Below are 20,076 nucleotides of genomic sequence, written 5' to 3'. Positions count from 1 at the left end.
CAGTTGTCCGACATTCTCGTGTCTGAGCAGTCCGCGCCGGGAACCGGCGGCTCCGGACGTCCCTCCGGCCGGCTGCTCGAGGTCGAAGACCTGCGGGTGGAGTTCCGTACCCGGGACGGCGTCGCCAAGGTCATCAACGGGGTCACGTACCACGTCGACGCGGGGGAGACCCTCGCCGTGCTCGGCGAGTCCGGCTCCGGTAAGAGCGTCACGGCGCAGACCATCATGGGCATCCTCGACACCCCGCCCGGCTTCGTCACCGGTGGGCAGGTCCGCTTCCACGGCAAGGACATGCTCCGCATGTCCAACGAGGAGCGCCGCCGCATCCGCGGTGAGGGCATCGCGATGATCTTCCAGGACGCGCTCTCCGCGCTGAACCCGGTCTTCACCGTCGGGTTCCAGATCGCCGAGCAGTTCCGGGTCCGGCGGGGCATGGGTCGCGCGGAGTCCAAGAAGCGCGCCATCGAGATGCTTGACCAGGTCAAGATCCCGAACGCCAAGGACCGGTTCAGCAACTATCCGCACCAGTTCTCCGGCGGTATGCGGCAGCGCGCCATGATCGCGATGTCGCTGGCGCTCGACCCTGAGGTGCTGATCGCGGACGAGCCGACCACCGCGCTCGACGTGACCGTGCAGGCCCAGATCATGGACCTGCTCGCCGAGCTTCAGCGTGAGCGGCAGATGGGCATGATCCTGATCACCCACGACCTCGGCGTGGTCGCCGACGTCGCGGACCGGATCGCGGTCATGTACGCGGGCCGGATCGTCGAGGAAGCCGACGTGTACGACCTGTACGCCAAGCCGGCGCACCCGTACACGTTGGGTCTGATCGACTCGATTCCGCGTATGGACGAGAAGGGGCAGCAGCTCCGGACGATCAAGGGCCTCCCGCCGAACCTGATGAACATCCCGCCGGGCTGCCCGTTCAACCCGCGCTGTCCCATGGCTCAGCCGGTGTGCCGGGAGAAGCTCCCGCCGCTGCTGCAGGTGGGCACCGCACGGGCCAGCGCCTGCCACTTCGCCGAGGAGCTGGTGAACCGTGTCTGAGAACATCATCGAGGTCCGTGACCTGGTCAAGCACTACCCCGTCACCCAGGGCGTGGTGTTCAAGAAGACCGTCGGTCAGGTCAAGGCGGTCGACGGGGTCTCGTTCGGCCTCCGTGCCGGTGAGACGCTGGGTGTGGTCGGTGAGTCCGGCTGCGGCAAGTCGACCCTCGCCCGGGTTCTGATGAACCTGGAGCGGCCGACCGCCGGCAGCGTGGTCTACAAGGGCCAGGACATCTCCAAGCTCTCCGGCGGTGCGCTGCGGCGCCTCCGTCGGCAGATCCAGCTGGTGATGCAGGACCCGTACACCTCGCTCAACCCGCGGATGACCGTCGGTGACCTGCTCGGTGAGCCGTTCGAGATCCACCCGGAGGTGGCGCCGAAGGGCAGCCGTCGGGCGAAGGTCAGGGAACTGCTCGACCTGGTCGGGCTCAACCCGGAGCACATCAACCGGTACCCGCACCAGTTCTCCGGCGGTCAGCGCCAGCGCATCGGCATCGCCCGGGCGCTCGCGCTGCGGCCCGAGGTGATCGTCTGCGACGAGCCGGTGTCGGCGCTGGACGTGTCCATCCAGGCCCAGGTGATGAACCTGCTGGAGCAGTTGCAGGGCGAGTTCGGGCTCTCGTACGTCTTCATCGCCCACGACCTGTCGGTGGTCCGCCACCTCTCGGACCGCGTCGCGGTGATGTACCTCGGCAAGATCGTTGAGATCGGCACCGAGGACGAGATCTACGAGCGGCCGACCCACCCGTACACCCAGGCGCTGCTCTCGGCGGTGCCGGTGCCGGACCCGACCCAGCGGAACAACAAGACGATCATCCGGCTCACCGGTGACGTGCCGTCGCCGATCAGCCCGCCCTCGGGCTGCCGGTTCCGGACCCGCTGCTGGAAGGCGCAGGACGTCTGCGCCGAGCAGGTCCCGCTGCTGGAGATCCGGCGGAGCTCGGATCACCCGAGCGCCTGCCACTTCGCGGAGAAGCGCGAGATCGTCGCGAGCCACGAGGCCGCCTGAGTCACCCGGAACCGCCTGCCGACGTCACCACGACGACGGCAGGCGGTTTCGTTTGTCCGGGGCGCCCGGCTGCCTGCTTCGGAGCCGAGCGGTGGCGTCGGACCGGTCGCAGCGTGGGCCGTCGAGCGGCGGCCGCCCGAGCCGGGGCCGGCCCGTGCGGCTCACAGTGGGCCGCGCCCCGCTCGGAGCAGCAGCAGTGCCAGTTGGGTGCCGTCGGCGCCGAGCGCGACCCGGAAACGCTCCAGGATCTCCCGTTCCCGGGAGAGCACCAGGCGCGTCCCGCCGGACGCCATCCGGGTCGCCCCAACCTCCTGAGATAGCGTGGCCCGCTCGTGCCAGAGCGAGATCAACGCGTCGTCGATCTCGTCGATGCGTTCCCTGATCTGCACGATCCGTGCGGCGGCGGCCGGCTCCGCGGTGCCGGTCCGTGCCTCGGTCGGCCCGCCGTCCTCGGCCGGTGGCGCCATTCCCACCGGGGGCTCGCTCCCATTGACCGGGGGCTGCTCAGCCCCTGGTCGGACCGGCCCGCCGCTCTGCTCCGCCACGTCTGTCATCATCGGGTACCTCTCGCACTGTCGTGCCCGGTGCCCGGATCCCGGGACGAAAAAGCCCCGGGCTCCAGGAGCCCGGGGCTTTCGCAGGTCTGATCGATCAGGCGCGACCTACGGCTGCCGGACTCCCGGTGCCGTAGTAAAAGTAGTAGCGCTGAGCGAACACGCCGTCGAGTATGCCCATGCCACCCGCCTGTGCGCAAGGAATCGGCGTCAACAGGCACCTCCTCGGCTCCGGCACGTTCTGCGGGCGGGCCCTGGTGTGACCACCACGTTGCTTCCACCGTCATCGTTCTCCGTCGGGGGGCGGGCGCGCCGGCGACGACACCGCGCGGTCGGGAAGTGTCTGGCCGGCGGCATAGACTTGTCGCGCGATGCATCCTCTCTTCGACATTCCCGCGTCCTCGCCTGCGCCGGAGTCCGCGCCGGCCCGTCCGGACCGGCCCCGGCCGGCCGCCGTCCGCCTCGATCCGCAGCAGTTGCTCGCCGGGCTGAACGGGCCGCAGCGCGACGCGGTCACCCACGCCGGCTCTCCGCTGTTGATCGTCGCCGGTGCCGGGTCGGGCAAGACCCGGGTGCTCACCCACCGGATCGCCTACCTGCTCGCCGCGCGGGACGTGCACCCCGGCGAGATCATCGCCATCACCTTCACCAACAAGGCCGCCGGCGAGATGAAGGAGCGGGTGGCCGCGCTGGTCGGCCCGCGGGCCCGGCTGATGTGGGTGTCGACGTTCCACTCCGCGTGTGTCCGGATCCTGCGGGCCGAGCACGAGCACGCCGGGCTCAAGTCCACGTTCTCGATCTACGACGCGGACGACTCACGCCGGCTGATGCAGCTGGTCACCCGCGAGCTGGACCTCGACCCGAAGCGCTATCCGGCGCGCGGGCTGGCCGCCCAGGTCTCCAACCTGAAGAACGAGTTGGTCGACCCGGAGCAGTTCGCGCAGCGGGCCAAGGGGCCCAACGAGCGGGCGCTCGCCGAGGCGTACACGCTCTACCAGCGGCGGCTGCGCGAGGCGCACGCGCTCGACTTCGACGACCTGATCATGACCACGGTGCACCTGCTCCAGTCTCATCCACACGTGGCCGAGAGCTACCGTCGCCGGTTCCGGCACGTCCTGGTCGACGAATACCAGGACACCAACCACGCGCAGTACACGCTGATCAAGGAGCTGGTCTCCGGCACCGAGGGGCTGGAGCCGGCCGAGCTGTGCGTGGTCGGTGACGCCGACCAGTCGATCTACGCGTTCCGGGGCGCGACGATCCGCAACATCCTGGAGTTCGAGCGGGACTTCACCGACGCGCGGACGATCCTGCTGGAGCAGAACTACCGCTCCACCCAGACCATCCTGAACGCGGCCAACGCGGTGATCGACCGGAACACCTCCCGCAAGCCGAAGCGGCTGTGGAGCGAGGCTGGCGCCGGCGAGCAAATCGTCGGCTACGTGGCCGACACCGAGCACGCCGAGGCGGACTGGGTGGCCCGGGAGATCGACCGGCTGGTCGACGCCGACGAGACCCGCCCCGGCGACGTCGCCGTCTTCTACCGCACCAACGCCCAGTCCCGGGTCTTCGAGGAGGTGTTCATCCGGGTCGGCCTGCCCTACAAGGTGGTCGGCGGGGTGCGCTTCTACGAGCGCAAGGAGGTCCGCGACGCGCTCGCGTACCTGCGTTCGGTGGTCAACGACGACGACACGGTGAGCCTGCGGCGGGTGCTGAACACCCCGCGCCGGGGGATCGGCGACCGAGCGGAGGCGTGCGTCGAGGCGCTCTCCAGCCGCGACCGGATCTCCTTCGGCGCGGCGCTGCGCCGGGCCCGCGAGGCGCCGGGCATCTCCAGCCGGGCGGCCAACGGCATCGCCGACTTCGTGGCGCTGCTCGATGGTGCCCGGGAGCTGGCCGAGACCGGCACTCCGGAGGAGGTCCTGGAGGCGCTGCTGACCCGCTCGGGCTACCTCAGCGAGCTGGAGGAGAGCCTGGACCCGCAGGACGCCGGCCGGGTGGACAACCTCCAGGAGCTGGTCAGCGTCGCCCGGGAGTTCACCGAGCGGATCGAGGCGACCGGCGCCGAGGGCGAGCGGGCCACCCTGGCGGGCTTCCTGGAGCAGGTCGCACTGGTCGCCGACGCCGACCAGATCCCCTCCGACGACCCCGACCATCAGGGCGTGGTCACCCTGATGACGCTGCACACCGCCAAGGGGTTGGAGTTCCCGGTGGTCTTCCTGACCGGGCTGGAGGACGGCGTCTTCCCGCACCTGCGTTCGCTGGGCGACACCCGCGAGCTGGAGGAGGAGCGCCGGCTGGCGTACGTCGGCATCACCCGGGCCCGACAGCGGCTCTACCTCTCCCGGGCGGTGACCCGCTCGGCCTGGGGGCAGCCGGCCTACAACCCTCCGTCGCGGTTCCTGGAGGAGCTGCCGCCGGAGCTGGTGCACTGGGAGCGCACCGAGGGGTCGTACACCTCATGGGCCGGTGGGGGCGGCGGCGTCGGTGGTCGTGCGGACCGCGCGCCCGGCGTGCGGGGCACCTTCAGCGGGGGCACGCCGAAGGCGGCGCAGTTGGCCAAGCGCCTCGGGGTGGACGGCAGCCGACTGACCACGGCCAGCGAGCTGCCCCAGGGGCCGAAGGTGTCGGCGGGCGACCGGGTCAACCACCAGCGGTACGGGTTGGGGCGGGTCGTCGCCGTCGAGGGGCACGGCCCCGGTGCCCGCGCGCAGATCGACTTCGGTGACCAGACCATGTGGCTGGTGCTGCGGCACGCCCCGATCGACAAGCTCTGACCCGGCCGGGCCGAGACGTCGCCCGGCGTATCTGGCCCGCCCGCCCAAGATCGCACTATGTTGCGGAAAGAGTGGCCTCCGGCAGCGCGGACGCCACTCTTTCCGTGATGTCGTGTGGATCAGTACCCGGTCGAGGTGTGACCGGTCCAATCGGCTACTGCGAGCTCACTCTTGAGGTTTTCCTGTAGCTCAGCGAGCTTGGCGGTGACGTCGGCGCGGTGCGCCTCCGCGGGAAAGCGCCGGTGTTGTACGAGAACCTACAGCCGGCAGTAGGTCCTCACCACAGATGTCGGTGATCGGCGTGTGAGCCTGGAGCTCTGCGCTGGTTCTCGGGCCCCCTAAGAGCAGGACGTCCTGCAGCACCTCCTCACCCGCGCCCTCATCCGCTGACCGCTCTGATGGGTCTTCAAGGAGGAGTCTGCACCGGCTGCAGACTCCCACTCACCATCGAGCAGGTGCACCAGCCGCGTGAGCGCGCCGAATCAAGGGGCCGCTGCTTGAATCTCGGACGGGTCGGCTGCCGCGGTGGTGACCGCGTCAAGACCGCTGGCTTCCGGGCCAGGACCAGGGTCGAGTGAGTCAGGTCAGCACGCGGATCGGGCTGCCGTCGAGGAAGGCGCCGATGTCGTCCACGGCGTCGCGGAAGAACGTCGCGTAGTTCAGCTCGCTGACATAGTCGAGGTGCGGCGTGGCCAGCACGTTCGGCAGCGTACGGAACTCATGTCCGGCGGGCAGCGGCTCCTCGTCGAACACATCCAGCCCGGCCCCCGCGATCCGCCCCTCGCGCAGTGCGGACGCCAGGGCGGACTGGTCGACGATCGCCGCCCGCGAGGTGTTGACCAGGTAGGCGGTGGGCTTCATGAGCGCGAGTTCCCGCGCGCCGACGAGCCCGCGCGTCCGGTCGCCGAGCACCAGGTGAACGGAGACGACGTCGGAGCCGGCGAGCAGGGCGTCCAGGTCGGGGGCCCGCCGCGCGCCGCCCTCCTCGGCCCGCTCGCGCGTCAGGTTCTGGCTCCAGGCCAGCACGTCCATGCCGAACGCCCGCCCGACGGCCGCGACCTGCGACCCGATCCTGCCCAGGCCGAGCAGCCCGAGGGTGCGTCCGTGCAGGTCGGTGCCGAGGGTGTGCCGCCAGGGACCGCTGGTGCGCAGCGCGGTCGCCTCGGACACCAGGTGGCGGGCCAGGCCGAGGATCAACGCCCACGTCAGCTCGACCGTCGAGGTCCAGCCGCCGCCCGTGCCGCACACCGTGACGCCGTGCGCCCGCGCCGCCTCCAGGTCGATGGCGGCGTTGCTCATGCCGGTGGTGACGAGCAGCCGCAGGTGGGGGAGCCGGTCGAACACCTCGGCGGGGAACGGCGTGCGCTCCCGCATGGCGACCACGACCTCGCAGTCGCGGATGGCCGCCACGAGCTCGTCGGTGCTCGTGGAGTGCTCGCGGAAGCTGGTGACCCGGACCCGGGACCAGTCCGCCAGCCCGAGCGCCACCCCCTGGTAGTCGTCCAGCACGGCGCAGCGCAGATCAGTGGACATGACGAAGGACCGTACGCCCCCTGCTCCAGCTCATCGCTGCTTTGGCGCTGGAGTCCCGCTTGCGAGCAGGACGGCATATACAGGGGCGAGTCGAAGCGCACACCACCTCGGACCTGCGGTTGTTCCTGTGCTGGTACGCGGAGCGGTGTATCGATCCGCTGCAGGAGCCGCGACCATCTGGTGCGACCGCATCTCGCGACCAAGCCACCGGAACCTGGCCACGTCGGCGCCCAGCTGTAGGTCCTCAGCAGAGTTGTCGGTGCTCGGTGCGTTGGCCTGGAGACCTGCATTGGTTTCTCACTGGCTTGTCGGCAGGTTCTTCTCACCGATCTGTCGGTTTCTTGATGATCTTGATGGCCCACGCACTGCCTGACTCTGATCGTGGCGTTTGGGGTTAGCGGCAGCGTTATCGCAGCCGCTGTGGGGAACGCTTGATTAGCGACCCCGATCGGGACGCCGTCGGCCGGTCGGCTCAGACGCCCGCCAGCGCTTCCGTCGGCGTGAGCCGGGCGGCCCGCACGGCGGGGTAAAGTCCCGCGACCGTGCCGATCAGCAGCGTCGCGGCGAACCCGCCCGCCGTCGCCCACAGCGGCACCACGGCCGGCCAGTCCTGCGTGGCCGCGTACCCGCCGGTCACCACGACGCCGATCAGGATGCCGCCGAGGCCGCCGAGCGCGGACAGCAGCAGCGACTCCACCAGGAACTGCAGCAGGACCTGGCCGCGGGTGGCCCCGAGCGCCCGGCGCAGGCCGATCTCCGACCGGCGTTCGAGTACCGAGATGACCATCGTGTTCGTGACGCCGATGCCGCCGACCAGGAGCGCCACCGCGCCGAGGCCCAGCAGCAGACCGCTGAACGTGTTCTCGGTGATCGTCCTGGCGGCCAGTGCGTCGGAAGGCCGCGAGACCAGGACCTCGGTGGGCGCCGTCGGTTTCACGGTGCGCGGAAGGGCCATGCGCACCTCGACCACCGCGTCCTCCGCCGTACGCGTGTAGACGGTCGTCGCGTGCCCGTCGAAGCCGAGGTAGGCCGCCGCGGCCGACCAGCCGATGAACACGGCGCGGTCCAGCTCCTCGGCCAGCGGCACCGGCCGCAGCACGCCCACCACGGTGAAGCGTTGCTTGCCGAGCACGATCTGCGGCTGTGCTGCGGCGTCGTCGATGCCGAGCCGCTGCGCCGCGGTCCAGCCCAGCACGGCGGTGGGGAAGTCGGCGGTGGGCAGGCTCAGCCAGCGCCCGCTGACCGGGCTGAGTCCGACCGTTTCCGGCAGGTCGAGGCGGCCCGCATAGACGGCGAGGCTGCCGGTCTGCGCGGGGTTGACGTGCTCGTTGCGGTACGCGTACACGTTGGGCAGCCGTCCGACCGCCGACACCGCCTCCACCGACGCGATTCTTGCGATCATGGGGATCGCCTCGTCCGGTAGGTGCGTCGGCGTGTCGTCCGACGATCTGCCCGGCTCGACAGTCAGCAGGTTGGTGCCCAGGTCGTCCAGCTGCCGGTCCAGTTCGGCCTGGCTGGAGCTGGAGATGCCGACCACGGCGATCATCGCGGCGATGCCGATCGCGATGCCGAGCGCGGACAGGAACACCCGCAGTCGGCGCGATCGCAGCCCGGCCGCGCCGACCCGCAGCACATCGCCCGGCGACAGCCGCCCGGGGCGGGGCGGGGCGCTCATACGGCCGCCCCGATCCGTGTGGCGAACGGCACCACGCCGGGTTCGCGCTCGTCGCGCACGATGAGCCCGTCGGAGACCTCGACCCGCCGCGGCAGCCGTGCCGCCAACTCCCGGTCGTGGGTGATGACCACGACGGTGGTGCCGGCCGCGTTCAGCTCCGTCAGCAGGCCCAGCACGGTCTCGCCCGAGGCGGAGTCGAGGTTGCCGGTGGGCTCGTCGGCCACCAGCAGCGGCGGATCGCCGATCAGCGCCCGGGCGATCGCCACCCGCTGCCGCTCACCGCCGGAGAGCTCGTGCGGACGGTGGTGCAGCCGGTGGCCCAGGCCGACCCGTTCCAACGCGACGTCGGCCCGCCGCAGCCGCTCCCGGGCGGCCACGCTCGAGTAGAGCAGGCCGTCGGCCACCGCGGCCCGCACCGCAACGCCCGGGGTCAGGTGGAACTGCTGGAAGACGAAGCCGATCGTGGCGGCCCGAAGGCCGGACAGCTGCCGGTCGGACAGGGCCGCCACGTCGTGCCCGCCGATGCGGACCTGGCCGCTGGTGGGGCGGTCCAGGGTGCCGATCAGGTTGAGGAGGCTGGACTTGCCCGATCCGGAACGCCCGACGACGGCGACCGCCTCGCCGTATCCGATGTCGAGGCTGACCCCGCGTACGGCCCGTACTCCGCCGGGGTAGGTTTTGGTGACGTCCGTCAGCTCGACCACGTTCACTGCGCGACCCCCACGGTGACGCCCTCGGCGATGCCGTCGCCGCTGATCTCGACCTTGCCGCCGGCGAACAGCCCCGTCTGCACTGGCACGACCCGGCTGGTCACGCCGTCACGCAGTTCCAGGCCGTAGCCGCGCTCGCCGATGGCGAGCAGCGCCTGGATCGGCACGACAAGCACGTCGGCGTGCTCGGCGGTGACGAAGCGGACCGTCACCGGCCCGGGCTCCGGCTCGGCGGTGGCTTTCAGGACCAGCTGCACGGTGACCTTGGGCTCTCCCTGACCCGGCGGCGGATCCGCGGGCGCGCCGCCGGTGGACGCGGGTGTTACCACGCCGAGCACGGTCGCCTCCACCGGTGCGCCGTCGGGCAGCGTGACGGTGGCCTTGACGCCCTTCTTGGCCAGGTCCGGTTCGGTGGCCGGCACCTTCGCGGTGACGATGAGGGTGGTCGGGCCGGCGAGGATGTCACCGGCGGCCGGCGCCCCGAGCCGCGCGGTCTGGGTGGCGATCCGCAGCGCGCCGGGTGCGACGATCACGTCCGTCGGCGCCACGGTGCCCGTGACGGGCAGCCCCAGGTCTTTCTGCCACCGCTTGACGGCGGCCGCGGTCGACGCGGAGTAAGAGGTGTCGGCCTCGAAGCCGGTGTACTTCAGCGCGACCAGGTTCGCCTCGAGCTGGGCGACGTCCGGGCCTTTGACCCCGCCGGCGAGGACCCGGTAGAACGGCAGCTCGCCGTAGAGCAGCACGATCGGGTTGTTGTCCGCACGCAGCAGCGGCTGTCCGCGCCGCACCGTGCTGCCGGCCGCCGCGAGCCAGGTCAGGGTGCCGACCGCCTTGGACGTGACCGCCGACGGTTGGCCGTAGCCGATCTCGCCTTCGACGACCGTGGCCGCCGTGATCGTGGAGCGTGTCACCTTGACCGTGCCGACCGCGGGAGCGCCGACGGGGCTGTCGTCCCCGCCCCCGGCGAAGACCCCGGCGGACATCGCCGCCGCCGCGGCGACCACCGCGGCGGCGACGACACCGAAGAGCACACGGCGCCATCGGGGGCTCATCCGACACCCGGCCCGTCGGTGGCCCTGGGCATGCAGATCTCCGTCGCCGCCTTGTACGTCGGGTTCGCCATCCGGGCCCTGAGTTCGTCCTTCATGCGTTTCGCGGTGGCCCCGTCGATCGGGGCAGGGTCGGGATCAGGATCGGGGTAGTCCGGCACGCCGTTGTTGCGCATGCACGCCGCGATCTCCCGGCGCTCGCGCAGTTCCTCCTCGGTCGGCTTGCGGGGCGTGTCCTTTACCGGGGGGTCCAGCGCGGGCCACTTCTGGAAGCACTCGACCAGTTCGGGAGTCAGCTCGCCCTCCGGCAGGCCCGAGAAATCCACCATGTTGTCGTGACCGAGGTAGCGGACCGACAGGCCCTTCTCGTTCAGGCACGTCGCGAGGTTCTGCTTCTGCTTGTCGTAGGCGTCCCACTGGCCGGCGGTGCCGGAGTTCGCCTCGCCGGTGGTCTCCGACTGGCCCGGCCCGCACGCCGTCAACACCGCCACCAGCAACGGCGCGCATGCCGCCAGTGCCGCGTACCGGATGCCACGCCCTGAACGCTGGCCCACACGTCTGCCGTCGATCGGCATCTACTTCTCCTCTGGAGCTAGGTTTCGCATCGCGTACGACGTGTCCGTCCCGGCGGGAACGTCGCCGCCAGGCCTGTGCTGGACGCCGGAGGGGTTCGCCGGCCGTCTCGGTACACAGCCCACCAGAGGTGGTGTTATGGGGCGGTGAGCAGAATTCCTCACATCCCGTTAACATCATATGAAGTCGATTGATTTACTGATTCTTCGGGTGTGGGCGTGGGTTCATGCCCGCGGGGCGTCACTGCGGGGCAGGATCACGCGCACTGACAGGCCGCCGTCGGGACGGGGGGTGGCCAGCGCGTCGCCGCCGTGGGCCTGGGCGACCGCACGCACGATGGACAGGCCCAGACCGCTGCCCCTGGCCGAACCCACCCGGTCGGTGAGCCGGCGGAACGGCTCGAACAGCACCGGCACCTCGTGCGGCGAGATCAGCGCGCCCGTATTGGTCACGATGATCTCGGCCTGCCGGACCTCGGCCAGGATCTGCACCCACACGAAGCCGTGCGGGCGGTTGTAGCGGACCGCGTTGTCGACCAGGTTGCGGATCAACTGCTCCAGCAGGATCGGGTCGCCGACCACCGGCGCCGCCGCGAGTTGCGCCTGGACCTGCACCCGCTGCTCCGCGGCCGCCTTCGCGGTGACCTCGAGCGCATACCCCGCCAGTTGTGCCAGGTCGACCGACCGCCGGTCGGTGACCGCCTCGTCTGCCCTGGCCAGGGTGAGCAGCGAGTCGATCAGCCGTTCGTGGCGCAGGTTGACCGCGAGCAAGTTATCGCCGAGCTGCCTGACCTCGGCCGGGCTGTCCGGGCGGCTCATCGCAACCTCGACCAGGGTGCGGTTGAGCGCGATGGGGTCTTCAGCTCGTGCGCGGCGTTGGCGATGAAACGGCCCTGCCCGGCGAACGCCCCGTCGAGGCGGTCCAGCATGCTGTCGAACGAGTCGGCCAAGCTCTTCACCTCACCCGGCGGGGCGTCCAGGTCGATGCGCTTGTGCAGGGTGCGCCCCGCGATTCGGTGCGCCGTCTCGGTGATCATGCTAAGCGGGCGCATCAGCCGCCCCGACACAAACCAGCCCGCCGCGGTGACCACCACCCACACCACCAGCAGCGTCATCCCGCCCTTGAACAGCAGGTTCGCCTGCATCGAATCCATGATCGCCTGCTTGGAGGCGAAGCTCTGCCCGATGTGCTCACCCGCGGCCGCCTGTTCCTCCGGCGGGAGCACCGCGTACTTCTCCTCGTACAAGGCGTTCAGGCTGTACTCCATGCTGTTGTCGACCAGGATCAGCACGCCGCCGAGCACCACGCTGCCCGCCAGGGCGAACAGCAGGCTGAACACGACGGTCAGCCGGACCCGCAGGCTGCCGTGCCAGGAACCGTTCATCGCAACCGGTAACCCACTGCGGTCACCGTCTCGATGAGCTGCGGCTCCCCGAGCTTGCGGCGCAGGCCGCTGATGGTGACCCGGACGATGGTGGTGAACGGGTCCATGTGCTCGTCCCAGACCTTCTCCAGCAGCGTCTCGGCCGACGCCACCGCGCCCTCGGCCCGCAGCAGCTCCTCCAGCACCGCGAACTCGCGGCGGGACAGGCTCACGTAGCGGCCGTCACGGTACGTCTCCCGGTGGTGCGGGTCGAGCCGGATCCCGGCCCGCTCCAGCACCGGCGGCGTTGCCGGGCGGGCCCGGCGGCCCAGCGCCCGCACTCGCGCCACCAGCTCGGCGAACGCGAACGGCTTGGGCAGGTAGTCGTCGGCGCCGAGGCTGAGCCCGGCGACCCGCTCGGCCACCGTCACCGACACCGTGAGCATCAGCACGCGCACGTCCAGGCCCTGCGCCACGACCTGGCGGCACACCTCGTCGCCGTGCACCCGCGGCAGGTCGCGGTCCAGGACCATCACGTCGTACGCGTTGACGGCGAGCTTCTCCAGTGCCGCCGCCCCGTCGTAGGCGACGTCGACGGCGATGGCCTCCTGCCGCAGCCCCTCGGCGACGGCCTCGGCCATCAGCTCCTCGTCCTCCACGACCAGGACCCGCACCCCGCCACCTCCTCGACCGACCGACCGACCGCCAAGTATGCACGGGGCGTCGTTAGCAGGGTGTTAGTGAATTCCCTGTCGGCACGCTCACACCCCCTGCTGTTGGCTACCGAGCGTGACTGGAAAGCTGGCCGAGGCGGTCGTCGATCTCGCGGTGGTCGCGGGGCAACGTCGAACGGATCGCCGGGGCCACGACCGCCGCGGTGATGGCCGTGGTGAAGGCGGACGGGTTCGGCCACGGCGCGGTGCCGGTGGCCCGGGCCGCGCTGGCCGGCGGCGCCACCTGGCTCGGGGTCACCAGCGCCGCCGAGGCGCTGCAGCTGCGCGCCGCCGGGCTCACCGCGCCGGTGCTGAGCTGGCTGCACGGCCCCGGCACCGACTTCGCCGCGCTCGCCGCCGCCGACGTGGACGTGTCCGTGGCCGCCCCGGAGCTGCTCGACGCGGTCGCCGCCGCGGCCCGCGGCACCGGCCGCACCGCCGAGGTCCACCTGAAGATTGACACCGGCGTGTCGCGGCACGGCGCGACCGCCGACGGCTGGCCGGAGCTGGTCGCCTGGGGCCGCAAGTACGAGCGGGAGGGCGTGCTGGCCGTGCGCGGCGTGTGGTCGCACCTGGCCACCGCCGACTCCTCGCCCTACGGCGTGACCGTGCAGACGGCCGCGTTCGCCGAGGCAGTGAGGCACGCCCGCGACGCCGGGCTGGACCCGACGCTGCTGCACCTGGCCAACTCGGCCGCCGCCTTCACCGCCCCGCCGACCCACTTCGACCTGGTCCGCGCCGGCATCGCGGTGTACGGGGTCGAGCCGGTGCCGCAGCGCCGCTTCGGGCTGCGGCCGGCGCTCACCCTCCGACATGGCGGTGCTGGAGCACCCGGACGGGTCGCTGCAGGCGGGGCCGTCGCTGGAGATCCGGGTCGAGGGCGGGCACGACTTCTTCGACTACGACGCCAAGTACACCGCCGGCGAGGTGGTGTTCGACATCCCGGCGCGGCTCGACCCGTGGGTCACCGCGCTGCTGCACTGCCGGGCGCTGCAGGCGTTCGGCCGCGCTGGAGTGCCGCGGCCTGCTGCGTGTCGACTTCTTCCTGCCCGCCGACGGCGGCGAGCCGGTCCTCAATGAGGTCAACACGTTCCCGGGGTTCACCGCCGCGTCGCAGTATCGCGCATCTGGCAGGCCGTCGGGATGTCATACCCCGACCTGCTGAACACGCTCGTGAACACCGCGGCGCGACGGCGGCCCGCTCCCTGACCGCCCTGGCCAGGCGGCACCGGGACGCCGCTGGGCCGGGCCACTCGGGGTAGGGCCCGGCCCGGCGGACACCTCGCGCCGGCCCGGGGACGTCGGCCGAAACCGAAAGATCTAGTGAGAACCAGCGCTCAGCAGCCCAGGTCGATGCCGCGCGCCCGCATGAACGGAGCCGGGTCGATCTGGTTCCACATGCCCTGGTGCACCTCGAAGTGCAGGTGCGGGCCGGTGGCGTCGCCGGTGGCGCCCTCGTAGCCGATCACCTGGCCGGCCTTGACCTTCTGGCCCACGGTGACCGCGATGCGGCTCTGGTGGGCGTAGTGGGTCAGGTAGCCGTTGCCGTGGTCGACGAAGACGGAGTTGCCGTACCCGTCGGAGGCGTCACCGGCCTGGACGACCGTGCCGGCGGCCGCGGCGTGGATCGGCGTACCGGAGGGCAGCGCCAGGTCGATGCCGGCGTGCAGGGTGCCCCAGCGCTGGCCGTAGCAGGAGGTGACCGAGGCGCCCGGCATCGGGTCGACCCAGGCCGGCGTCGGCTTCGTGGTCTTCTTCGGCTTGGGCTTCGGCTTCGCGGTGGCCGTCTTCGTCGGCGTGGGGATGGCGCTGGCCGCTGTCGGGCTCGCCGTCGGGCTGGCCGAGGGGGAGATTGGCGTGCTCGACTCGCGGGCGGAGCGGTCCGCCCGGCTGGCGGCCTCGGCCCGGGACTGCGCGTCCAGGGACACGGCGGTGGGCGCCGGGCGGTCCGGGCCGGTGGTGGCGACGGCGACGCCGCCCAGGCCGAGGGCCACCAGGGCGGCCGCGCCGAGCACGATGAGGCGGTTCCGCCGGCCGGCGCGCTGCGGTTGCTCGGCGGCGGTGTCGGGGGTGTTCTCGTTCTGGACGGGGCTGTCTTCCTGCACGGCGGACCTTCACAGTCGAGGGGCACTTGACCTCGAAATACTGGTGTCGGGCCGAGCCGGGGCAGGTACGGGGACCGGGAGGTAGGCCGACGGGTCGGGTACCGCCTGCCCGGATATGACCTGCTTAGGTGTGATCCATCCGGAAAACTGATCTTGTCGGGCAGTGTCGTCGACCACAGTTCGTTCTGTGATCCAGCAGACAATCACCCCGCGCAAGCGACAAAAAACCGCCCGGATTGACAGATCCGGGCGGTCAACGGCCAGTACGCAGCGTCAGGACGCGGCTACCTCGCTGTAGATTATTGCCTCGACTCCCAGCTTGATGTCCACTCTGCGGTCCTGCAGGAACGGCACGGGGTCGATCGGCTCGCCCTTGACATGGATCTCAAGGTGCAGGTGGGTGCCGTAGGCGTGACCGGTCTGGCCCACCAGGCCGAGCTGGTCGCCCGCCTTGACGTTCTGCCCCTCCTTGACGCTCAGCGCGGAGGAGTGGCCGTAGATGGCCTCGCTGCCGTCGGCGTGCTGGACGATCACCGCGTAGCCGTACCCGCCGAACCAGCCGGCCTTGGTGACCAGCCCGTCGTGGATCGCCACGTACGGCGTGCCCTCGGCAACCACCAGATCCACGCCGGTGTGCATCTTGCCCCAGCGCACCCCGTAGGGAGAGTTGAAGTCGTAGCCCTGCAGCGGCAGCAACCAGAGCTCGGGCTCGGCTTCGTCCGTGCTCCGGCTGTCCCGGGAGGCGCGGTCGGCGTTGTCCGCACGGGCCACGGCGTCCTGGCTGGTGACCGACGCCTGCTTCAGCTCGTCGAGCACCGACGGGCTGACGTCCTTGGCGTCCGGCAGGGCGCTGGCGCCGAGCGCGACGATGCCGGCTCCGACGAAGGCGGTGGTGACGACCGCGGCGTAACGGCTACGCGGGGGGGTGGGTACGCGGCGACGACCGCGATATCTATCGGGCTCAGACGACAGGCGCTGGCGCACGCACACCCTCCGTTGTCGGGGTTCCGAGGCGACCGGTGGACGTTCGTGAAGCTCTGCTGAACGTCCGCTGACCGCGTCGTCACCCGTCCTTGGACTCGATGACAACCGTGGACACGTTAGCCAACCACCAGGCGAGTCACAAGCCAAAGCGCCGAATTGGCGTGTCGATCTGTCCGTTTGCGTCCGTGATTGTCATGCCTCGTGACGTCATTCGGTGCCCTCGTTACTGCCCGTTCGTCGCCGACCGTGACCGGTCCGGCGGAGTCGTCCGGCTTGACGGCGAGGGTCGTCGGCATCCGCCCGCGCGCTCACCCGTACTCCCCGTGACCGAGCCCCCGGCGGTGCCGCAGCGCCGGGCGCGTTTTCCGGCCCGGATTTCCCGGGCCCGGCCGGCCGGGTTACCGTTCGTTCAGGTGAAGGCCGTGGAGCCGGTGAAAGGTGTGCGCTGATGAGCTCTCGTATTCGGGTCGTCGTCGCCAAGCCAGGCCTGGACGGCCACGACCGGGGCGCCAAGGTGGTCGCGCGGGCCCTGAGGGACGCTGGGATGGAGGTCGTCTACACCGGCCTGCACCAGACTCCCGAGCAGATCGTGGAGACCGCCATCCAGGAGGACGCGGACGCCGTCGGTCTCTCCGTTCTCTCCGGCGCGCACATGACGCTCTTCCGTCGGGTGCTGGAACTGCTCGGTGAGCGGGACGCGCGGGACATCGTCGTGTTCGGCGGCGGCATCATCCCCAACGGCGACATCCCCGAGCTGGAGAAGCTGGGCGTCGCCAAGATCTTCACGCCGGGCGCCACCACGCAGTCGATCGTCGAGTGGGTCCGGCAGAACGTCGCGCAGCCGGTCGCCTGAGGCGCGCCGGAACGGGTCGTCGGACGGGGCCGGGCACGGGGGAGGGGCCGGACGCACCCCTCACACGTCCGGCCCCTCTATGCACGATGCCCCGCCGCCACCCCTCGACCGACAGGGCATCGGCCGTCTCCCGTCATCGCGCTGATCAGCGCTCCGACACCTGACTCAACGACGCCCCGACGGCCGGGTTACGCACCCCCGGCAACATCGCCCGGACGGCTGACGCCGCCCGCGCCGCGCCGGGAACCGGCCGTGTCCGACGCCTGGTTGTGCATTACCGCACACCGCGCACCCGCTCGGTTGCCGGTCGTGCCCACCTCGTTAGGCTGCGGCCAATGGCCTGTGTCAAGTGATGACAGGCGTCAAACTGTTTTCTGAACGCTGGTGGCGGCGCGACGGCGCGCCGCGGAGACGGGACGGGACGCGCAATCGTGGACCTGTACGAGTACCAGGGGCGGGACCTGTTCGAGCGGCACGGCTTGCCCGTGCTTGCCGGCGGCGTCGCCACTACCCCGGAGGAGGCCCGCGCGATCGCCGAACGCCTCGGCGGTCGGGTGGTCGTCAAGGCGCAGGTGAAGGTCGGCGGCCGAGGCAAGGCCGGCGGCGTCAAGCTGGCCGAGGGCCCGGATGAGGCGGTGGCCAGGGCCACCGACATCCTGGGCATGGACATCAAGGGCCACACCGTCCACAAGGTCATGATCACGGTGACGGCGGACGTGGCCGAGGAGTACTACTTCTCGTACCTGCTCGACCGGGCGAACCGCACCTTCCTCTGCATCGCCAGCGTCGCTGGCGGCATGGACATCGAGCAGGTCGCCGCCGAGACCCCGGATCGCGTGGTCAAGGCCTCGATCGACGCGAACGTCGGTGTCGACGAGGCCAAGGCGCGGGAGATCGTTTCCGCCGCCGGCTTCCCGGCCGAGGTCGCCGACCAGGTGGTCGAGGTGGCCGTCGGCCTGTGGCAGGCGTTCGTCGCCGAGGACGCCACCCTCGTCGAGGTCAACCCGTTGGCGAAGAACGGCGACGGGCGGATGCTGCTGCTCGACGCCAAGATCACCCTCGACGAGAACGCCGCGTTCCGGCACCCGGACCACGAGGCCCTGGTCGACCAGGCCTCGGTGGACCCGCTGGAGCAGGCCGCCAAGGAGAAGGACCTCAACTACGTCAAGCTCGACGGCGAGGTCGGCATCATCGGCAACGGCGCGGGTCTGGTCATGTCGACCCTCGACGTGGTCGCGTACGCCGGTGAGCGGCACGGCAACGTCAAGCCGGCGAACTTCCTCGACATCGGCGGCGGCGCGAGCGCCGCGGTGATGGCGAACGGCCTGGAGATCGTCCTCTCCGACCCGTCGGTGAAGAGCGTCTTCGTCAACGTCTTCGGCGGGATCACCGCCTGCGACGCGGTCGCCAACGGCATCGTGCAGGCGCTGGCCCTGCTCGAGCAGCGTGGCGAGAAGGTCACCAAGCCGCTCGTCGTCCGGCTCGACGGCAACAACGCCGAGGCCGGCCGGGCGATCCTCGACGACGCGAACAACCCGCTGATCCAGCGGGTCGACACCATGGACGGCGCGGCCGAGCGGGCCGCCGAGCTGGCAGCTGCGGGGGTCTGATCATGGCTATCTGGCTGACCAAGGACTCCAAGGTCATCGTGCAGGGGATGACCGGTTCCGAGGGTTCCAAGCACACCCGGCGGATGCTCGCCGCCGGCACCAACGTCGTCGGTGGCGTCAACCCGCGCAAGGCGGGCCAGAAGGTCGACTTCGACGGCACCGAGCTGCCGGTCTTCGCGTCCGTGGCGGACGCCATGGCCGAGACCGGGGCCGACGTCACGGTCATCTTCGTCCCGCCGCAGTTCACCAAGGCCGCCGTGGTCGAGGCGATCGACGCCGCGATCCCGCTGGCCGTGGTGATCACCGAGGGCGTGCCGGTGCACGACACCGCCGCGTTCTGGGCGTACAACCTTGCGCAGGGCGAGCAGACCCGGATCATCGGGCCGAACTGCCCGGGCATCGCCTCGCCGGGCGCCTCCAACGCCGGCATCATCCCGGCCGACATCACCGGCTCCGGCCGGATCGGTCTGGTCAGCAAGAGCGGCACGCTGACCTACCAGATGATGTACGAGCTGCGCGACATCGGCTTCTCCACCTGTGTCGGCATCGGTGGCGACCCGATCATCGGGACCACCCACATCGACGCCCTGAAGGCGTTCGAGGCCGACCCGGAGACCGACGCCATCGTCATGATCGGTGAGATCGGCGGTGACGCCGAGGAGCGGGCCGCCGAGTTCATCAAGGCGAACGTCACCAAGCCGGTCGTCGGCTACATCGCCGGCTTCACCGCGCCTCCGGGCAAGACCATGGGCCACGCCGGGGCGATCATCTCCGGTTCGGCCGGCACCGCCGAGGCGAAGCAGGCGGCGCTGGAGGCGGTCGGAGTCAAGGTCGGCAAGACGCCGACCGAGACCGCCCGCCTGATGCGCGAGATCATGTCCGGCAGCTGAGCAGACCAGGCAACACCGCAGGGGGTCGACCGGTTCCGGTCGGCCCCCTGCGCGTACCACTGCGTGGTTGCGCTCCGTATGCGAGCGGGCCGCCGGCCGGGGCGTGGCGCGGGCCGCGGTCGAGCAGGTGTGCCATCTGGCCGCCACCGACTACCGGCTCGCCGTGCTCACCGCGGTGACCACCCTCGACAACCCGGCGTCCCAGGCGGTGCTGGCACGCACCGGATTCACCGTGACGGGCGAGATCCGTGGCGACGGCCGCCCCGGCCTGCGGTACGAGCGTCGACTCGTCGGCTGACCAGTCCGCTCAGTCGTTGTTCCAGAACGGGTAGTTGCCGGTGGAGCGCAGGACCGCTCCTCCGATGATGTTGATCACGCCGAACGCGATGGCGAGATAGCCGAGGACCGGCGACTGGTTGTACCGCCGGGCGTCGCGGATGGACAGGTAGCCGAAGACGATGCCGAGGATGCCGCAGCAGATCAGGCCCAGCACGATGCCCAGCACGCCCCAGAGGGTGGTCCGGTCCCGTCCCCTCGCCGGTGGGGGTGGGGGTGGGGGGTATGCGCTCGTCACGGCGTCCTCCCGGCGGTCATGGGCGGTGGGCCGACCTGGACCGCGACCGGCGGACCC

Annotated in this window: 20 protein-coding genes and 1 pseudogene; 9 read left to right on the top strand and 12 right to left on the bottom strand. The window is 70.9% G+C overall.

Features of this window, described 5'->3' with window-relative positions:
* Positions 1-18 precede the first annotated feature (18 nt).
* Both ACFYPS_RS26420 and ACFYPS_RS26415 read left to right on the top strand, forming a co-directional pair.
* Positions 19-1,047, top strand: a complete 1,029-nt coding sequence (locus ACFYPS_RS26420) for an ABC transporter ATP-binding protein (RefSeq protein ID WP_354964879.1) — start codon at positions 19-21, stop codon at positions 1,045-1,047.
* Entirely contained in the window at positions 1,040-2,056 is a 1,017-nt protein-coding gene (locus ACFYPS_RS26415) for a dipeptide ABC transporter ATP-binding protein (protein ID WP_354964703.1), read from the top strand. The genes ACFYPS_RS26420 and ACFYPS_RS26415 overlap by 8 nt, the downstream gene beginning before the upstream one ends.
* A 161-nt stretch (positions 2,057-2,217) precedes the next feature.
* Here the strand turns inward: ACFYPS_RS26415 and ACFYPS_RS26410 are convergent, their stop codons facing one another.
* Positions 2,218-2,523 carry a chorismate mutase gene (locus tag ACFYPS_RS26410; RefSeq protein ID WP_354964878.1) on the bottom strand — a complete coding sequence of 102 codons (306 nt, stop codon included), beginning with the start codon at positions 2,521-2,523 and terminating at the stop codon, positions 2,218-2,220.
* Between the two features lie 458 nt (positions 2,524-2,981).
* On the opposite strand from ACFYPS_RS26410, the gene pcrA reads away from it, so the two are divergent.
* Entirely contained in the window at positions 2,982-5,387 is a 2,406-nt protein-coding gene (gene pcrA / locus ACFYPS_RS26405) for a DNA helicase PcrA (protein ID WP_354964702.1), read from the top strand.
* Between the two features lie 579 nt (positions 5,388-5,966).
* Here the strand turns inward: pcrA and ACFYPS_RS26400 are convergent.
* From ACFYPS_RS26400 to ACFYPS_RS26365, 8 genes are all read right to left on the bottom strand, one after another.
* Entirely contained in the window at positions 5,967-6,920 is a 954-nt protein-coding gene (locus ACFYPS_RS26400; protein ID WP_354964701.1) for a D-2-hydroxyacid dehydrogenase family protein, read from the bottom strand.
* 472 nt (positions 6,921-7,392) lie between these two features.
* Positions 7,393-8,595, bottom strand: a complete 1,203-nt coding sequence (locus ACFYPS_RS26395; protein WP_354964700.1) for an ABC transporter permease — start codon at positions 8,593-8,595, stop codon at positions 7,393-7,395.
* Complete coding sequence (locus tag ACFYPS_RS26390) at positions 8,592-9,299, bottom strand: ABC transporter ATP-binding protein (protein ID WP_387327768.1); 708 nt, start codon at positions 9,297-9,299, stop codon at positions 8,592-8,594. Before ACFYPS_RS26390 ends, ACFYPS_RS26395 begins: the two co-directional genes overlap by 4 nt.
* A gap of 2 nt (positions 9,300-9,301) precedes the next feature.
* Positions 9,302-10,357 carry a peptidoglycan-binding protein gene (locus ACFYPS_RS26385; protein WP_387327765.1) on the bottom strand — a complete coding sequence of 352 codons (1,056 nt, stop codon included), beginning with the start codon at positions 10,355-10,357 and terminating at the stop codon, positions 9,302-9,304.
* The gene (locus tag ACFYPS_RS26380; protein WP_354964697.1) at positions 10,354-10,929 is read right to left on the bottom strand and encodes a hypothetical protein; all 576 of its coding nucleotides are present in this window, start codon (positions 10,927-10,929) and stop codon (positions 10,354-10,356) included. The genes ACFYPS_RS26385 and ACFYPS_RS26380 overlap by 4 nt, the downstream gene beginning before the upstream one ends.
* 222 nt (positions 10,930-11,151) lie before the next feature.
* Positions 11,152-11,745 (bottom strand): ATP-binding protein, encoded by a 594-nt coding sequence (locus ACFYPS_RS26375; protein WP_354964696.1) that lies wholly within the window; start codon positions 11,743-11,745, stop codon positions 11,152-11,154.
* Positions 11,742-12,311 carry a HAMP domain-containing protein gene (locus tag ACFYPS_RS26370; RefSeq protein ID WP_354964695.1) on the bottom strand — a complete coding sequence of 190 codons (570 nt, stop codon included), beginning with the start codon at positions 12,309-12,311 and terminating at the stop codon, positions 11,742-11,744. The genes ACFYPS_RS26375 and ACFYPS_RS26370 overlap by 4 nt, the downstream gene beginning before the upstream one ends.
* Positions 12,308-12,964, bottom strand: coding sequence for a response regulator transcription factor (locus tag ACFYPS_RS26365; protein ID WP_354964694.1), 657 nt, complete (start codon positions 12,962-12,964; stop codon positions 12,308-12,310). Before ACFYPS_RS26365 ends, ACFYPS_RS26370 begins: the two co-directional genes overlap by 4 nt.
* A gap of 206 nt (positions 12,965-13,170) precedes the next feature.
* Between ACFYPS_RS26365 and ACFYPS_RS26360 the strand changes: the two are divergent.
* Both ACFYPS_RS26360 and ACFYPS_RS26355 read left to right on the top strand, forming a co-directional pair.
* Positions 13,171-13,710 (top strand): annotated as a pseudogene (locus tag ACFYPS_RS26360) (alanine racemase); the annotation flags it as partial.
* A gap of 302 nt (positions 13,711-14,012) precedes the next feature.
* Positions 14,013-14,168 carry a hypothetical protein gene (locus tag ACFYPS_RS26355; RefSeq protein ID WP_354964877.1) on the top strand — a complete coding sequence of 52 codons (156 nt, stop codon included), beginning with the start codon at positions 14,013-14,015 and terminating at the stop codon, positions 14,166-14,168.
* A 172-nt stretch (positions 14,169-14,340) separates the two neighbouring features.
* Here the strand turns inward: ACFYPS_RS26355 and ACFYPS_RS26350 are convergent, their stop codons facing one another.
* The gene (locus ACFYPS_RS26350; protein WP_354964693.1) at positions 14,341-15,108 is read right to left on the bottom strand and encodes a M23 family metallopeptidase; all 768 of its coding nucleotides are present in this window, start codon (positions 15,106-15,108) and stop codon (positions 14,341-14,343) included.
* 273 nt (positions 15,109-15,381) lie between these two features.
* The gene (locus tag ACFYPS_RS26345) at positions 15,382-16,092 is read right to left on the bottom strand and encodes a M23 family metallopeptidase (protein ID WP_354964692.1); all 711 of its coding nucleotides are present in this window, start codon (positions 16,090-16,092) and stop codon (positions 15,382-15,384) included.
* A gap of 448 nt (positions 16,093-16,540) precedes the next feature.
* Here ACFYPS_RS26345 and ACFYPS_RS26340 point away from each other — a divergent pair, with 448 nt between their 5' ends.
* From ACFYPS_RS26340 to ACFYPS_RS26325, 4 genes are all read left to right on the top strand, one after another.
* Positions 16,541-16,945, top strand: coding sequence for a cobalamin B12-binding domain-containing protein (locus tag ACFYPS_RS26340; protein WP_074314422.1), 405 nt, complete (start codon positions 16,541-16,543; stop codon positions 16,943-16,945).
* A 431-nt stretch (positions 16,946-17,376) separates the two neighbouring features.
* The gene (gene sucC, locus ACFYPS_RS26335) at positions 17,377-18,555 is read left to right on the top strand and encodes an ADP-forming succinate--CoA ligase subunit beta (RefSeq protein ID WP_354964691.1); all 1,179 of its coding nucleotides are present in this window, start codon (positions 17,377-17,379) and stop codon (positions 18,553-18,555) included.
* A 2-nt stretch (positions 18,556-18,557) separates the two neighbouring features.
* Positions 18,558-19,445, top strand: a complete 888-nt coding sequence (gene sucD / locus ACFYPS_RS26330; protein ID WP_354964690.1) for a succinate--CoA ligase subunit alpha — start codon at positions 18,558-18,560, stop codon at positions 19,443-19,445.
* Positions 19,446-19,512: 67 nt separating this feature from the next.
* The gene (locus tag ACFYPS_RS26325) at positions 19,513-19,743 is read left to right on the top strand and encodes a GNAT family N-acetyltransferase (protein ID WP_354964689.1); all 231 of its coding nucleotides are present in this window, start codon (positions 19,513-19,515) and stop codon (positions 19,741-19,743) included.
* A gap of 9 nt (positions 19,744-19,752) precedes the next feature.
* Here ACFYPS_RS26325 and ACFYPS_RS26320 read toward each other — a convergent pair whose 3' ends face one another.
* A complete protein-coding gene (locus ACFYPS_RS26320) occupies positions 19,753-20,019 on the bottom strand; it encodes a DUF4190 domain-containing protein (protein WP_354964688.1) in 267 nt (88 codons plus the stop codon).
* Positions 20,020-20,076: the final 57 nt, after the last annotated feature.

Origin of the sequence: Micromonospora sp. NPDC005087, from assembly GCF_042872965.1 — a bacterium.
Taxonomy (GTDB): Bacteria; Actinomycetota; Actinomycetes; order Mycobacteriales; family Micromonosporaceae; genus Micromonospora.
The sequence above is the reverse complement of the archived record's forward strand: the minus strand, read 5'-3'. Positions and strand labels throughout refer to the sequence as shown.